The sequence below is a fragment of the Peribacillus sedimenti genome (assembly GCF_046237635.1).
Classification (GTDB): Bacteria; Bacillota; Bacilli; order Bacillales; family DSM-1321; genus Peribacillus; species Peribacillus sedimenti.
The window spans coordinates 917,850-932,479 of record NZ_CP143547.1; the positions used below are offsets into that span (position 1 = coordinate 917,850).

Genomic DNA, 14,630 nt, shown 5'->3' on the forward strand with positions numbered 1-14,630 from the left:
TGCTAGATAATCCTGTATTGTCCTTCTCCTCCATGAATGCTTACAAACATATCCATAAGGGATTTTGTTAATTTGTCAGCTTCGCTCCTGCTAATTGACGGACGAAGATAAATAATTTGGAATGCCTCTTTGGTGGTAAAAGTGACCTTTGTACGTTCAGAATCGACAAACGGCGAGCCGAAAGGGCCTAATCCATCAGATGAAATGATCATATTTTCCATTGAATTATTTCTTCCATTCAAACCGATATATTCGTCCCCCTGAACTCCAATCCTGATAGATACATCACCTTGGATTCTGGATGAATCATAAATGCCAATTGGCACCTCGTACTGGAGCGAGAAGAAGTTATTAAGATCAATCGCCGAATGAACGGAAGAAAGATAATTTTGTTTTTTAATCCTTCTGTATAAGGCTTCAGCGGATGGGCGATACCGAGACGGGTCAGTGCCGGCGGCTTTAAAAACAGCCCTCCATTCTTTTATGCCAGCAAAATCCGATAACTCTTTTTCCATTAAATCAAAGAAAATAGATTCCTGAAAAAGCTGAAGACGTCCTTTAAGCATTTGGGGGGATTCGCCGACTTCGATTCCTTGGTACGTTATCATCCCAGCTTTAAAATCCGGTATCCTGTCATATAAATCCTTTTGTATGTATGTTTCCAACAGTTTCACCTCCAAAAAAAACAGTAAATAGGATATTATTAATTAGTATGTTATTGAAAAAGGCGGTAAGCGTAACTTTACTATTACTATAATTGAAACTTCTTTCATTTCAAAGCAGAAAGGAGGAAATTCTATGGATTATCAGCAATTGAAAGAAGAAATTATCATATACAGCAAGGAAATTGGGATAGACAAAATAGGCTTTACAACAGCCAGTACATTTGATGAAATGAAAAACAGGCTCATCCGTCAGCAAGAATTGAACTACCAATCCGGTTTCGAGGAGTCCGATATAGAGAAAAGGATAAATCCTGAACTCATTTTTACCCAGCCTCGCTCCATCATTGCCATTGCCCTTGCTTATCCTTCAAAGATGAAAAATGCACCGCAAAGCAAAAAGGGGGAGCGGAGAGGGATATTTGCCAGAGCATCCTGGGGAACGGACTATCATGTTATGCTTCGTGAAAAATTACAGCTTCTTGAGTCATTTATAAAAAGCAGGATTCCTGAGGCAGAAACCAAATCCATGGTTGATACAGGAGAATTAGTGGATAGGGCCGTTGCTGAAAGGGCTGGGATTGGATGGAGCGGAAAAAACTGTTCAATTATTACTCCGGAATATGGATCCTATGTTTATCTAGGAGAGATGATTACAAATCTACCGTTTGAACCTGACCAGCCTATCGAGGATCGCTGCGGCTCATGCAATAAATGTATAGAGGTGTGCCCGACAGGAGCCCTTGTAGCAGGCGGGCAGCTAAATGCACAGCGTTGTATCGCCTTCCTGACTCAGACAAAGGGCTTTCTGCCTGATGAATTCAGGGCCAAAATAGGCAACAGGATTTATGGTTGTGATACTTGCCAGACTGTATGTCCTGAAAACAAGGGAAAAGATTTCCACCTTCATCCAGAAATGGAGCCTGATCCTGAGCTTGCCAAGCCGCTTTTGAAGCCGCTGTTAAAAATGAGCAATCGCGAGTTTAAAGAGAAGTTTGGAAAAATGTCCGGTTCCTGGAGAGGTAAGAAGCCTATCCAGCGGAATGCCATTTTAGCTCTTGCCCATTATAATGATGATACGGCACTTCAGGATTTGATCGAAGTGATGAAAGAAGACCCGAGGCCAGTAATACGGGGGACTGCAGCATGGGCCATTGGCAAGATTGGCGGAGAAGGCGTGCAGGATGAATTAAAACAGGCATTACAAACAGAGCAGGATCCAGATGTGCTAAAAGAAATAAATAAGGGATTATTGTTACAGGAAATAGAAAGCGAATGTTGAACCCGGCTGAGCCGGGTTTTTTTGTGCAGTTCCAGAAAGTTAAATATGTACGTCCAGCATGTTTCGTCTACTGATACAAGCCATCGAATCATATATATGAAGGGATGGCCAAGGGAGGGTTGAACTTGAAAAAGCAGCTTGAAGCATTATTGCAGGAACGTGTAAATCATTATGTCTCCAGCCGCGACAAGACAACCGGCTGGTATGATCCGTCTGATATCCAGAGGCAAGTAGGTTTGTTAGGGAAAAGAGACACCGAGCTGCTTCAAGTGAAAGCGGAAGGACTGATAGAATCAATCCGCAGCCGCGACTTGTCGACTGAAGTAGATTATAACTTGCATTATCGGTTTTTATTGAAGCAAGAAGATGCATTTTTTATAGAGGAAAGGATCGAACGCAGGACAGCTTACTTCACAGAAGGACTTGTCATAGAAGATAAAGAGAGGGAAAGCCATACAGAACGGAATGAAGAGGAGATACCTCCCATTGCGGAGGGACATTATGAGCATAGATTGACTTACAGATATAATCGGTTAAAAGCTGTGCAATATGCAGAACGCTGGTGGAATCAGAGCAATCCCGCTTACAAGAGCTTCACTGATAATTGTACAAATTATATTTCCCAATGCCTCCATGCGGGCGGGATTCCTATGTGGGGCAGGCCGAATAAAGCCCAGGGCTGGTGGATGTCCGGCAATAGCTGGAGTTATAGCTGGACTGTCTCTCACGCTCTGCACAATTTGCTGGCCAGAGGAACCGCAATCAAAACTCAGGAGGTAAACTCCCCGAGGCAACTGTATCTTGGGGACATCATAACATATGATTTCCAGGGGGATGGGCGTTTTGACCATTGCACAATTGTTACAGCAAAGGATCGGAGAGGGATGCCGCTTGTGAATGCGAACACAACGAATAGCAGGAATAGATACTGGGCTTATGAAGACTCAACAGCCTATACTCCAAATATTAAATATAAATTTTACATTATTTTAGATCAGAGCTAGATTAATTATGGGAAATATATTTAATGCTATAATGGTTGTGAGTCATATTTTTGAGGTGAGTATTATGGCAATACATGTAGTTTTATATCAACCGGAAATTCCTTCGAACACAGGAAATATCGCACGGACTTGCGCAGCAACTGGTACGAAGCTCCATCTGATCAGGCCGCTTGGATTTTCAACGGATGACAAAATGTTAAAGCGGGCAGGACTTGATTACTGGGAGCATGTTGACATTACTTATTACGATTCATTAGATGAGTTTTTTGAGAAAAATAGGGGAGGGGAATTTTTCTACCTGACCAAGTTCGGCCAGAAGCCGCATACTTCTTTCGATTATTCCAATCATGAAGCGGAGTATTATTTTGTATTTGGCCGTGAGACAACAGGGCTGCCAAAGGACTTGATTCATGCAGAAAAAGACAGATGCCTGCGGATACCGATGACAGATAAGGTCAGGTCGTTGAATCTGTCAAATACGGCAGCCGTTCTGGTATATGAAGCATTGCGACAGCAAAATTACCGTGACCTTGATATTCAATGGGCGGAAAAATAAGAATGTAACAAAAAAGCTGGTGCCAGGGTTTAACATGCAGCAAGTTTTTTGCAATAATTCTGCAAAAAAAACGGAGATTTCAACAGGGGTGATAGAAATGAATGAAGTAATCGAGACGATATTAAACCACAGATCAATCAGATCGTTTAAAGACAAAGCCTTATCAGCTGAACAGGTACAAGCGATAGTGGAGAGTGCCCAGGCAGCTTCCACTTCGAGCTTTATTCAGGCATACACAATCATAGGGGTTACCGATCCCGTGAAGAAGGCTGAACTTGCACAGGTGGCAGGCAATCAACCATATGTAGAGAATACAGGCCACCTATTTGTTTTTTGTGCTGATTTACATAGGCATGACATTATTGCGGAGATGCAGGAAGTAGATTTGACGGAGCCGCTTGAAAGTACAGAAAAGTTTATGGTCGCATGCATTGACGCCGCGCTTGCTGCCCAAAATGCCTCAATTGCTGCGGAATCAATGGGACTGGGCATATGTTACATTGGTGGGATTAGAAATAGCCTCGATAAGGTAAGGGAAGTGCTGAACATTCCATCCCGCGTTATTCCACTTTTTGGCCTGACAGTTGGCTATCCGGACCGTATCACTGATAAAAAGCCAAGACTGCCTTTCAACAATATCTATCACGAAAACGGTTATCAGGCTGACCCTGAAGAATTTAAAGCGCAGCTGGAGCAATATGACGAGACAGTCTCCAACTATTATCTGGAACGAACAAAAGGTGCACGGGAAGATACCTGGACAGGCCAAATGGCAGCGATGCTCGGTGCCAAGAGCCGTATGTACATGAAGGATTTTGTACAGAAACAGGGGCTTAATAAACGGTAAAAAGCTGCTCATCAATGAGCAGCTTTATTTTATTTTACACTTTGTTTATCATTGTAGCCGCTTGTGAAAATGGCTGCTAAAAATGTTACAATCACTGCGCAAATCAGAACTGTACCCACTATGTAGGCCTCCTTTTGTAAGTGAAATGTCTTTTCTATCAATATATACCAGTAATTATACCGCAAGATTTGTATGCTGTGAATTAAATCAGTTATATTTTCTCCTTTTGTCCATATAATGGTCAGGACCGCACGCTTCCATATTTACGGTGCAAGGGTCTGGGGATAATCCATTCGAATGGACAACAAATATCTCCTTTTCATTTTCCATATACATGTTCAAGCAGGTCATGGCATAGAGTATAGTATCATCGCTGAATGAAATGCTAGGGGAGGTTCCTTAATGGATATATTGAAAAAGATTGAGAAGTACAGGGAAGACGAGCAGAGATTGAAGTGGGAAGGCACCTTCGCAGAATATCTAGAGATTGTAAAAGAGCAGCCATGGGTTGCCCAGTCAGCACATTCGCGGGTTTATAGCATGATTAAGGATGCCGGTATTGAAGAAGTGAATGGAACACGGAATTACAATTTCTTCAGCGGCCAGCTGTTCGGACTGGAAGAAGCTCTTGAAAGGCTGGTTGAGGAATATTTTCATCCAGCTGCAAAGAGGCTTGATGTCAGAAAGAGGATTCTTTTGCTTATGGGCCCAGTTTCAGGAGGAAAGTCGACGCTTGTATCGCTGCTGAAGCGAGGGCTGGAAACATACTCGCTGCAGTCTAAAGGGGCTATTTACGCAATTAAGGGATGCCCGATGCATGAAGATCCTCTGCATTTGATTCCCCAGCATCTCAGAGCGGATTTCCATGAGGAATATGGAATTCGCATAGAGGGGAATTTGTCGCCTTTAAATGTCATGAGGCTTGAGAAGGAATATGGAGGCAGGATTGAAGATGTATTAGTGGAAAGAATTTTATTATCAGAGGATAAGCGGGTCGGAATCGGAACGTTTAGCCCTTCTGATCCGAAGTCACAGGATATTGCTGACTTAACAGGAAGCATTGATTTTTCGACCATAGCTCAATACGGATCAGAATCCGATCCGCGTGCCTATCGCTTCGACGGTGAATTGAACAAAGCGAACCGTGGAATGATGGAATTCCAGGAGATGCTCAAATGTGATGAAAAATTTCTGTGGCATCTCTTATCCCTGACTCAGGAGGGCAACTTCAAGGCAGGAAGATTTGCTCTGATCAGTGCTGATGAATTGATTGTTGCACATACGAACGAGACCGAGTATAAATCGTTCATTTCCAATAAAAAGAACGAGGCACTGCATTCCAGGATCATTGTTATGCCGATTCCTTATAACCTGAAAGTCAGTGAAGAGGAAAAAATTTATGAAAAAATGATTCGTGAAAGTGATGTATCAAACGTGCATATTGCACCACACACATTACGTGTCGCTGCGATGTTTACCATATTGACAAGGCTGAAGGATGCAAAAAAGGGCGATATCGACCTTGTTAAAAAGATGAGGCTGTACGACGGAGAAAGTGTAGAGGGCTATAATTCAGCTGATATCACTGAGCTTAAAAAAGAGCATCAGGATGAAGGAATGAGCGGTATAGACCCAAGGTACGTGATAAATAGAATATCCTCGACGATCATTCGCAAAGAGGAAAACCCATCGATTAATGCACTCGATGTGCTCCGTTCTTTAAAGGAAGGGCTCGACCAGCATCCATCCATTACTTCTGAGCTGCGAGAAAGGTACCTGAATTTTATCTCCCTGGCCCGCAAGGAATATGATGCCATTGCTAAAAACGAAGTACAGAAGGCGTTTGTGTATTCATATGAGGAATCTGCGAAGACATTAATGGATAATTACCTGGATAATGTGGAGGCATACTGCAACAAGACGAAGCTGCGGGATCCATTGACAGGTGAAGAAATTTCGCCTGATGAGAAACTGATGCGTTCTATAGAGGAGCAAATCGGCATCTCGGAAAACGCAAAGAAAGCGTTCAGGGAAGAAATTCTTATCCGTATTTCGGCATATGCAAGAAAGGGCAAGCGATTCGATTATAATTCGCATGATCGTTTACGGGAAGCGATTCAGAAGAAACTATTTGCAGACTTGAAGGATGTTGTAAAAATTACGACTTCCACTAAGACACCGGATGAAAGGCAATTGAAAAAGGTAAACGAGGTTGTTGCTCGCCTGATAGAGGAACATGGTTATAATTCTACTTCTGCAAATGAGTTGCTTCGTTATGTAGGAAGCCTGTTAAACAGATAACTGGGAACCTGCCACCTGGCTGGCAGGTCTTTTTTTGATTTTTCTGTCCGATGCATATACGGCAGTTGCGTGGGAAAGGTATAGAAAAAAGGGGGGATATACTTGCCGGATAAGGAACCGAATAAAACAGATTTTACCATTGCTCCAGGTGTTGACGACGATGAGGAGCTACTCGCAAGAGCAACGCAGAAAGAAGTAGATAAAGGAGAATACACAAGGGTAACAACAGTCAGCTTGGATGAAAACGATCCTAGTTAAAACCCCCCTGCCGATTGGCAGGGGTTTATAATCAATTCGATTGCAGAGAAGTCCGGCGGCAATGGGTAAGAAAAGTAAAAGTAAAAAGCGTGTACGAAAACTGGCACTATGCCCTATACGACAACATGCAGCCCGTGCTGTTCGATTTTGGTAATGATTTGCTGAAATGATATTTTATTATGATCATAATCAATTTTAATCTCGCCATCATCTATGTCAACGAGAGCCCGCTCAATGCCATCTGTCTGATTTAAAAGCGATTCCACAGTCTGTATAGCATCACCTGATATAGCTTCCTTTACATAAATTGTGCTCGAATCCATAATGTTTCCCTCCTCTTTTCGCTTTTCTTAACTTTACCCTGTACGTAAATTCTATATGTATGGGAAGATAAAATTATTTTGCAGTTTGTTATCGCAAACATGCGGGTATTGGATAATCGGGGGTGATTTTATGGCTAAGGAGGTCAAGAAAAATGAAGTACCAGAAAACAGCTCGATGGCGAGCAACCTGGAAGAGATGAAAGATCTCGGAAAACAAATGGAAAATCTCCGGACCAACGAAGAACTAAAGGAATGGAATAAACGTCCGGGAACAGTACAGCACGAAGAAGTAGAAGAGAACTAGCAGCCTCCGAAACAGGGGCTTTTTTATTTACATAAAAAAGACGAAACATTGCATGAGTATTCATATTCATGAAAAAATATAAGCCTGTCCTTGTTGAGGGACAATCGCCTTTTTGATAAAAATGTTTGTCAATTATTCACACCTACTGCATAAGATAAAGTAATACTTTTCCACCAGATTTCAAAATGGCTCTGGAGAAAAGGGCTATCGCGGTCCATTATATGGTTCGCAATCGGCACTACCTTATCGTATGCTGCAGCTTGAAAAAAGTGCAACAAAATGAAAAGGAGGGGAATGAAAATGTCAGAAGAGAACAATCATCAGTTCGTGATATCAAAGGAAGATTGGTCCCTCCACCGCAAAGGCTATGACGATCAGCAGCGTCACCAGGAAAAGGTTCAAGAAGCCATCAAAAACAACTTGCCTGACTTAATTTCTGAAGAAAGTATTATTATGTCGAATGGTCGTGATGTCGTCAAGATTCCAATTCGGTCTTTGGATGAATATAAAATTCGTTATAACTATGATAAAAACAAACATGTGGGACAGGGTGACGGAGACAGTCAGGTAGGGGATGTCGTAGCCAGGGATGGTTCTCCATCAGAACAAAAAGGACCAGGCAAGGGACCTGGCGCCGGTGATCAGGCTGGTGAGGATTATTACGAAGCAGAGGTTTCCATGATGGAGATTGAAGAAGCGTTGTTTAAACAGCTGGAGCTTCCAAATCTTCAGAGGAAGGAACAAAACGAACATACCGTAGAACACATTGAATTCAATGACATCCGCAAGACGGGACTTATGGGCAATATAGACAAAAAGAAAACAATGCTGACCGCATTCAAACGAAATGCATTGACTGGAAACCCGGGATTTCATCCTATTTATCAAGAAGACTTAAAGTTTAAAACGTGGAATGAAGTTATTAAGCCTGACTCACAGGCAGTTGTGTTAGCCATGATGGATACCTCGGGTTCAATGGGCTTGTGGGAGAAATATATGGCTCGAAGCTTCTTTTTCTGGATGACACGGTTCCTCAGAACCAAGTATGAGAGGGTGGACATAGAATTTATCGCCCATCATACGGAAGCTAAGGTCGTCCCGGAACAGGATTTCTTTACAAAAGGAGAAAGCGGCGGCACTATATGTTCATCCGTTTACCGCAAAGCGCTAGAAATCATAGAAATCAAGTATGACCCAAAAAAGTATAATATTTATCCTTTCCATTTTTCCGATGGCGACAATCTAACATCTGATAACGCACGATGTGTCAAGCTTGTAGAGCAATTGATGACCGTTTCAAATATGTTTGGCTATGGGGAAGTTAATCAATATAACCGCCATTCCACACTGATGAGCGCCTATAAAAATATCAATAATGAAAAATTCCGCTATTATATACTAAAACAGAAGTCAGATGTGTTTCATGCGATGAAAAGCTTCTTTTCAAACCAAGAAAACAAGAAATATGCTTAAAAAGGCCGGGGTCTCCGGCCTTTTTTATTGGGGTGGGCCTAGATTGGGTTTCATGTGGAATCAAAACATAAAATCAGAACAACATAACGATCTGGTTTTTGACAGCGAGTACAATGTTACCCGTCATTATGCAGGAATACAGCATACCCCTATACACTTTATTCATTTATACCTATACAGAGCTTATCAAGTACATAATCATATTGTCCAGCTTTCACGAATAGAAATAAGGAGTAGCTAATCTAAAATACGATTTATTTTTCATAGTTAGGAATGGTTTCATGCGAAGATTTTGGAGAAAAAGTGGACTGGTTATTGCTGGCGCGTCAATCCAGGGTTTTGGCATGGGAATATTTTTGTTCCCGCATGCCATTCCTTCAGGTGGAGCAGGAGGGCTGGCAGTATTGTTGAACCATTTTTTTTATGTGAATATTGGACTTGCCCTTTGGGTCGTTAACTTCTCTATGCTATTATTAGCGATAAGATTTTTAGGAAATCGGGCCACTGTGTGGACAATGCTTTCTATGACAGTTACATCTTTTGCGATTTATATATTTCAGGAAACTCTCTTCGTCCCTGAAAATAATGTATGGATTGATTTGGGAATGGGTTCTATTTTCCTTGGCATTGGTGTAGGGATCCTGTTGAGGCAAAGTGTTTCGAATGGAGGGGTTGGAGTCATTGCTTTGATCATTTCCAACTCCAGGAATATCCTCCCGGGAAAGCCGCTGTTAATAATTAATGGATTTATATTTATTCTTACTGCTGCGATTATTGAATGGGAAATCATTATTCAGGCTCTTATCAGCCAAGCCATATCGACTATGATGGTAGATATCATCTGTAAAATGAATATATATCAACCCTCATTTATGGTTTGGAGAAAAAAATAGGAATGCGGTGAATAGAAGCGCATTCCTTAAATATAATTGTATCGTACCCGAGTCCTTTTTTCCTTTTCCCCTTTTTTGCCCTTGACGTGTATCATCGCCAGAGCAAGCAATCCGACTAATAGAGTAAGGGCCGCAATCGACAAAAACATCCCCACGGTTGACCACGAAATAAGACGCGTAAATATTGGCGGTCCAATCGCTACTCCCAAAAATCGGACAGAGCTGTAAAGGGAAGTAATGAAGCCCCTGTATTCTTTGCCCACTGAGCCAGTGATCATCGTATTTACACACGGCAATACGAGACCTGTCCCAAGACTGCTGATAACGAGTATGAACAGAAACAGCACCAATGAGTTGTTAAAGAACGCAAGCAGCGTGTAGGAAAAGGTCATGGCCAGGAATCCAATAACAATAAGCCTTTTCATTAATTCCAGGTTCTTGCCGATTTTGCTTCCCGTAATATAAGCTGTGGTGCACATTACCAGTAATGGAATCGCTAAGATCAACCCTTTATTTACACCGTTGATTTTATAGGTCTTTTCCAAAACGTCAGATAAATAAAACAGGATTCCAAACAGAGTGAACAGACAAGTAGCACCTGCCAAATATGTGGCGAACAGCCATCTGCCATCTTCTTTAAACACATGCTGGATTCCTTTAGAATATTCTGCGAATGGGGGTGGAGCCTGTTTATTTCTTTTTTCCTTAATGAAAATCCATGTTAATAAGATAGAGATTATGCAAAAGATTGGAAAAGCATAAAAGGGTGTATACCATGCAATGATGCCAAAAAGAGCGCCTAAAATTGGCGATAGCACCTTTCCTAACCCGTTGGAGGCTTCCACCACGCCCAGAACGCGGCTCTGCTCTCCGCCCTTGAATAAATCTCCTGCCAAAGCCATCGCAATGGGGGCAGTTCCGGCCGCTCCCATTCCCTGAAGAATTCTCCCTATGAGAATAAGGACGTAGGGGCTGTCGAGGGAGGTGGACGCAAAGCCGGCAAGTATGCCGCCGACACCGTAAAGGATCAGTGATGGGATAATGATAATCTTTCTGGATAACCGATCAGAAAGGTACCCCAGAATCGGAATTAATATGGCAGCTGCCACCGAGAAAACCGTAATAGTTAAACTTACTTGTAGAGGAGTAAGCTTCAATTCAGATTGCATAGCGGGCAGAACCGGTATTAACATGGAATTTCCCAGTGTCATGATAAGTGGAATGGAGCCTATGGCAACAATGGACATTCCTTTGCTTTGAGACGCCATGAACCAGTACACATCCTTCTATTACATATTTGTGTTTGCTTGATGTATTTATTTGTTCATTAATGGAGGCGGAACAATCCACCCTTTTTCTTTCATCATCTTTAGCAACTTCACGCCATATTCAGATTTCTGTGTATGGAATTCGCCATACATTTGGCCAATATCTTCTCTGATGGACAACCCCATTACCGTACTGGCCAATACAAGGCTGGCACTTATTTCTTTTCCTAACAGACTTGCGATTTCCGGGTCGTTGAACCGGGCGCCGGCTGGTATGTCCTGTAACTCGACGTTAGGACGTTCAGGAGGCGCGGGCGGGAGACGGACACCAGTTTCTTTCAATAATGTCTCCACCTGTTGTTCTTCCTGTTTAACGCAATTATCTTTTAAATCATTGATAAATGTTTTTAAATCATGGTCTCCTGTATGATTAGCCAATATCTCTAACGTAACCAATGTTTCTTTTGTAGCAAATAAATGGGACCAGAGGTAAAAAACTTCACCGGAATGCAATGGCTCGTCTTTAGGATTTCCGCTTAAAATCCCCATATATATCCCTCCTAAAAGTTCTTTTCTTATCTTTGCTCTGTCAGCAAAAAATATGTACTGGAAATTATATAAAGACAGGAACCTAGAATGTTTATCAACATACTCTACATTAGGGTTTGAAAAAACATTAAGGAAGGTAAGGGCAATTGGTAATGAATCAAAAAAGTGGATACGCGGTTTGGTTATGGTTGACTAGCCTGTTTTTAATAGCGGGTTTTTTACTGGCGGGATGCGGGATGGGTGAAAAAAATACCCAGGAAAAGAATAGAAACACGAAGAAAATAGTTAAGATCGGGTATCAAAAAAATGGCCCCTTAGTAATTTTGAAGTCACTCGGAACGCTTGAAAAAGCACTTGGACCGAAGGGCTACAAAGTAGAATGGAAGGAGTTCACTTCGGGTACCGCTCTATTAGAAGCATTGAATGCCGGAAGTATTAATTTTGGAAGGACGGGTGACTCACCCCCAATATTTGCTCAGGCAGCGAATGCTCCGTTCATATATGTGGCCGCTGGAAAAATGAAGTATGAAGGCAGTGCCATATTAGTGCCGGCAAAGTCGCCAATTAAAGAGCTGTCGGATTTGAAAGGAAAGAAAATCGGATTTGCTAAGGGTTCGAGTTCTCATTATCTGCTTGTAAAAGCGCTTGAAAAATCTGGAATATCGTACACAGATATCAAGCCATCCTTCCTGCAGCCAGGCGATGGGCGTGTAGCCTTTGAAAAAGGGAACATCGATGCCTGGGTAGTATGGGATCCATTTACAGCTGATGCGCAGATCCACTCAAAAGCAAGAATTTTAGTGAACGGCAAGGGACTAACTACAGATAGAGATTTTTTCTTGGCTACCCGTGAGTTTGAAAGTGATCATAATGAAGCAGTGGATATCATTGTGGACGAAATTCGAAAATCTTCACAATGGGCTAATGCACACCATAATGAGTTAGCTGCCATGCTGGCACCGCTTCTGAAAATTGATGCGAAATCCTTGTTCATGTCTGCCGAACGCCGGGAATATGGTATTGAACCTATGAATGTAGATATTATCGAAGAACAGCAAGCTATAGCAGACACATATTATATGCTTAAGATTATTCCTAAGAAGATAAATGTCAAAGATGCTGTGGATTCTAAGCGAATGGAAAAGAACTAAAGAGGAGAGGTTGATATTGAAGCAAACTTTCCATGGTGTAATGAACCTATTCATTCCCTGGACGGTTCCGCTGATTTTGCTGGTCACCTGGCAAGTACTTTCTACTGCCGGTATTCTGTCACAGCGAATTCTCCCTGCACCCTCTGAGGTTATAAGTGCTGCAGCGGAACTTGCCAGCACAGGAGAATTGGCGGAGCATTTGAAAGTCAGCTTGGTCAGAGCGATAACCGGTTTCGTAATTGGTGGCTCCATCGGGTTTCTGTTAGGTCTTGTAAACGGGATCTCCAAATATTGTGAACTGTTCTTCGATACTTCAGTACAAATGTTAAGGAATATTCCGCATCTAGCCCTGATTCCCCTAGTCATATTATGGTTTGGAATCGATGAGATGTCCAAAATTTCTTTAGTGGCTCTGGGAGTACTGTTCCCAGTTTACATTAATACTTACCATGGAATTAAGTCTGTGGATAAGGGGTTAATCGAGGTAGGCAAAGCTTACGGATTAAATAAATCGGCCTTGTTTTGGACTATTATTTTTCCAGGGGCATTATCCTCCATCCTTGTGGGAGTGCGTTTTTCCCTAGGTGTTATGTGGATGACACTGATTGTTGCAGAAACAATATCGGCACATTCTGGAATAGGGTATATGGCTATGACTGCCCGCGAATTTTTGCAGATGGATGTAATCGTGCTTAGTATTTTAATATATGCCTTTTTCGGAAAACTTTCCGACATCATTGCTAAACTGTTGGAAAGAAAGTGGCTTCAGTGGAATGCATAAACAAATGGAGGAAGGACATAAATGAAAGAGCCAGTAGTCTGTTTGGAAGACGTGCATAAATCCTTTGGAAATCGCTTAGTTCTAAAAGGCATTGACCTAAACATCAGAAAAGGCGAATTTGTGGCGGTAGTTGGGAAAAGCGGCTGTGGAAAAAGCACCTTGCTGAGGCTAGTGGCAGGACTGGATCCTTGTAATGATGGAAAACTTTTGATCAATGGCAGGGCGTTGGATGGATTAAATAGGCAGGCACGAATTATGTTTCAGGATGGCAGACTCCTGCCATGGAAAAAAGTTATTAAAAATGTGGGAATAGGTCTTACAGGTGAATGGAGGCAAGATGCATTAAGAGCGTTGTATAATGTTGGTCTGCAGGATCGAGCAGAAGAATGGCCAGGCAAGCTGTCTGGGGGACAAAAACAGAGGGTGGCACTGGCGCGAGCTCTTGTACACAAACCACAGATTCTTCTTCTCGACGAACCGCTCGGGGCACTTGATGCCCTTACTCGTCTGGAGATGCAAGAATTGATAGAATCAATTTGGCATGAAAAGCAATTTACGGCTATTTTGGTTACCCATGATGTTGAGGAGGCCGTGGCTATTGCAGACAGAGTGATCCTGATTGAAGATGGGATCATTGTTCTAAACAAACCCATCCAGCTCCCAAGACCTAGACAGCGTACTCATCCGGCGTTTTCCAAATATGTTGACGATATTTTAAGACGCATTATATACAGGAACCAAGCAATGGTTGAATCGGAGGAATTAACGGGAGCACTGCAATAGCAAGGGAACCAGCAGGTGACTTCTGCTGGTTTTGCTTATTTGGATAGGACCCTTTTCTTCCTGAATAGGAACCGGTGCATCTTGTACATATAATAAAATAAGGCTTGGACCACTGGAATCCAAATTTGCGTATGAAATGTTAAAATGGGGTATGTCTTTAAAAAGAATTCATTTAGACATAAAACATACTGGAGG

16 protein-coding genes are annotated in these 14,630 nt (G+C 42.2%); 12 read left to right on the forward strand and 4 right to left on the reverse strand.

Going from position 1 to position 14,630, the window contains the following annotated elements; translation table 11 throughout:
- Positions 1-2: 2 nt before the first annotated feature.
- Complete coding sequence (locus V1500_RS04670; protein ID WP_409304425.1) at positions 3-665, reverse strand: B3/4 domain-containing protein; 663 nt, start codon at positions 663-665, stop codon at positions 3-5.
- A gap of 133 nt (positions 666-798) precedes the next feature.
- Here V1500_RS04670 and queG point away from each other — a divergent pair, with 133 nt between their 5' ends.
- The 6 genes from queG (at position 799) to V1500_RS04700 (ending at position 6,910) form a co-directional block, all read left to right on the forward strand.
- Positions 799-1,944, forward strand: a complete 1,146-nt coding sequence (queG, locus tag V1500_RS04675) for a tRNA epoxyqueuosine(34) reductase QueG (protein ID WP_409304426.1) — start codon at positions 799-801, stop codon at positions 1,942-1,944.
- A 125-nt stretch (positions 1,945-2,069) separates the two neighbouring features.
- The gene (locus V1500_RS04680) at positions 2,070-2,948 is read left to right on the forward strand and encodes an amidase domain-containing protein (RefSeq protein ID WP_409304427.1); all 879 of its coding nucleotides are present in this window, start codon (positions 2,070-2,072) and stop codon (positions 2,946-2,948) included.
- Positions 2,949-3,012: 64 nt separating this feature from the next.
- Positions 3,013-3,504 (forward strand): tRNA (uridine(34)/cytosine(34)/5-carboxymethylaminomethyluridine(34)-2'-O)-methyltransferase TrmL, encoded by a 492-nt coding sequence (gene trmL, locus V1500_RS04685; RefSeq protein ID WP_409304428.1) that lies wholly within the window; start codon positions 3,013-3,015, stop codon positions 3,502-3,504.
- Positions 3,505-3,601: 97 nt separating this feature from the next.
- Positions 3,602-4,351 (forward strand): oxygen-insensitive NADPH nitroreductase, encoded by a 750-nt coding sequence (nfsA, locus tag V1500_RS04690; protein ID WP_409304429.1) that lies wholly within the window; start codon positions 3,602-3,604, stop codon positions 4,349-4,351.
- A 402-nt stretch (positions 4,352-4,753) separates the two neighbouring features.
- A complete protein-coding gene (locus V1500_RS04695; RefSeq protein ID WP_409304430.1) occupies positions 4,754-6,652 on the forward strand; it encodes a PrkA family serine protein kinase in 1,899 nt (632 codons plus the stop codon).
- Between the two features lie 102 nt (positions 6,653-6,754).
- Positions 6,755-6,910 carry a hypothetical protein gene (locus V1500_RS04700; RefSeq protein WP_409304431.1) on the forward strand — a complete coding sequence of 52 codons (156 nt, stop codon included), beginning with the start codon at positions 6,755-6,757 and terminating at the stop codon, positions 6,908-6,910.
- Between the two features lie 113 nt (positions 6,911-7,023).
- On the opposite strand, the gene V1500_RS04705 is transcribed toward V1500_RS04700, so the two are convergent.
- Positions 7,024-7,233: a heavy-metal-associated domain-containing protein gene (locus V1500_RS04705; protein ID WP_409304432.1), complete on the reverse strand. Its 210-nt coding sequence runs from the start codon at positions 7,231-7,233 to the stop codon at positions 7,024-7,026.
- 130 nt (positions 7,234-7,363) lie between these two features.
- Here V1500_RS04705 and V1500_RS04710 point away from each other — a divergent pair, with 130 nt between their 5' ends.
- The 3 genes from V1500_RS04710 (at position 7,364) to V1500_RS04720 (ending at position 9,903) form a co-directional block, all read left to right on the forward strand.
- Positions 7,364-7,537, forward strand: a complete 174-nt coding sequence (locus V1500_RS04710) for a hypothetical protein (protein ID WP_409304433.1) — start codon at positions 7,364-7,366, stop codon at positions 7,535-7,537.
- A gap of 300 nt (positions 7,538-7,837) precedes the next feature.
- Complete coding sequence (yhbH, locus tag V1500_RS04715; protein ID WP_409304434.1) at positions 7,838-9,010, forward strand: sporulation protein YhbH; 1,173 nt, start codon at positions 7,838-7,840, stop codon at positions 9,008-9,010.
- A gap of 281 nt (positions 9,011-9,291) precedes the next feature.
- Positions 9,292-9,903 (forward strand): YitT family protein, encoded by a 612-nt coding sequence (locus V1500_RS04720; RefSeq protein ID WP_409304435.1) that lies wholly within the window; start codon positions 9,292-9,294, stop codon positions 9,901-9,903.
- Between the two features lie 26 nt (positions 9,904-9,929).
- Here the strand turns inward: V1500_RS04720 and V1500_RS04725 are convergent, their stop codons facing one another.
- Together V1500_RS04725 and V1500_RS04730 are read right to left on the reverse strand one after the other, a co-directional pair.
- Positions 9,930-11,171, reverse strand: coding sequence for an MFS transporter (locus tag V1500_RS04725; protein ID WP_409304436.1), 1,242 nt, complete (start codon positions 11,169-11,171; stop codon positions 9,930-9,932).
- Between the two features lie 48 nt (positions 11,172-11,219).
- Positions 11,220-11,720: a DUF3231 family protein gene (locus V1500_RS04730; RefSeq protein WP_409304437.1), complete on the reverse strand. Its 501-nt coding sequence runs from the start codon at positions 11,718-11,720 to the stop codon at positions 11,220-11,222.
- A gap of 152 nt (positions 11,721-11,872) precedes the next feature.
- Here V1500_RS04730 and V1500_RS04735 point away from each other — a divergent pair, with 152 nt between their 5' ends.
- From V1500_RS04735 to V1500_RS04745, 3 genes are read left to right on the forward strand one after another with little or no spacing between them, the layout of a single operon-like run.
- On the forward strand, positions 11,873-12,871 hold the full coding sequence (locus V1500_RS04735) for a sulfonate ABC transporter substrate-binding protein (RefSeq protein WP_409304438.1): 999 nt from the start codon (positions 11,873-11,875) through the stop codon (positions 12,869-12,871).
- 40 nt (positions 12,872-12,911) lie between these two features.
- Entirely contained in the window at positions 12,912-13,652 is a 741-nt protein-coding gene (locus tag V1500_RS04740) for an ABC transporter permease subunit (RefSeq protein ID WP_409305913.1), read from the forward strand.
- Between the two features lie 21 nt (positions 13,653-13,673).
- The gene (locus V1500_RS04745) at positions 13,674-14,435 is read left to right on the forward strand and encodes an ATP-binding cassette domain-containing protein (protein ID WP_409304439.1); all 762 of its coding nucleotides are present in this window, start codon (positions 13,674-13,676) and stop codon (positions 14,433-14,435) included.
- The last annotated feature ends 195 nt before the right edge of the window (positions 14,436-14,630 follow it).

Bases quoted from the DNA above. Each gene is read 5' to 3' on its own strand.
- queG (WP_409304426.1), top strand. From the start codon at position 799: ATGGATTATCAGCAATTGAAAGAAGAAATTATCATATACAGCAAGGAA.
- trmL (WP_409304428.1), top strand. From the start codon at position 3,013: ATGGCAATACATGTAGTTTTATATCAACCGGAAATTCCTTCGAACACA.
- nfsA (WP_409304429.1), top strand. From the start codon at position 3,602: ATGAATGAAGTAATCGAGACGATATTAAACCACAGATCAATCAGATCG.
- V1500_RS04695 (WP_409304430.1), top strand. From the start codon at position 4,754: ATGGATATATTGAAAAAGATTGAGAAGTACAGGGAAGACGAGCAGAGA.
- V1500_RS04705 (WP_409304432.1), bottom strand. From the start codon at position 7,233: ATGGATTCGAGCACAATTTATGTAAAGGAAGCTATATCAGGTGATGCT.
- V1500_RS04710 (WP_409304433.1), top strand. From the start codon at position 7,364: ATGGCTAAGGAGGTCAAGAAAAATGAAGTACCAGAAAACAGCTCGATG.
- yhbH (WP_409304434.1), top strand. From the start codon at position 7,838: ATGTCAGAAGAGAACAATCATCAGTTCGTGATATCAAAGGAAGATTGG.
- V1500_RS04720 (WP_409304435.1), top strand. From the start codon at position 9,292: ATGCGAAGATTTTGGAGAAAAAGTGGACTGGTTATTGCTGGCGCGTCA.
- V1500_RS04725 (WP_409304436.1), bottom strand. From the start codon at position 11,171: ATGGCGTCTCAAAGCAAAGGAATGTCCATTGTTGCCATAGGCTCCATT.
- V1500_RS04730 (WP_409304437.1), bottom strand. From the start codon at position 11,720: ATGGGGATTTTAAGCGGAAATCCTAAAGACGAGCCATTGCATTCCGGT.
- V1500_RS04735 (WP_409304438.1), top strand. From the start codon at position 11,873: ATGAATCAAAAAAGTGGATACGCGGTTTGGTTATGGTTGACTAGCCTG.
- V1500_RS04740 (WP_409305913.1), top strand. From the start codon at position 12,912: ATGAACCTATTCATTCCCTGGACGGTTCCGCTGATTTTGCTGGTCACC.
- V1500_RS04745 (WP_409304439.1), top strand. From the start codon at position 13,674: ATGAAAGAGCCAGTAGTCTGTTTGGAAGACGTGCATAAATCCTTTGGA.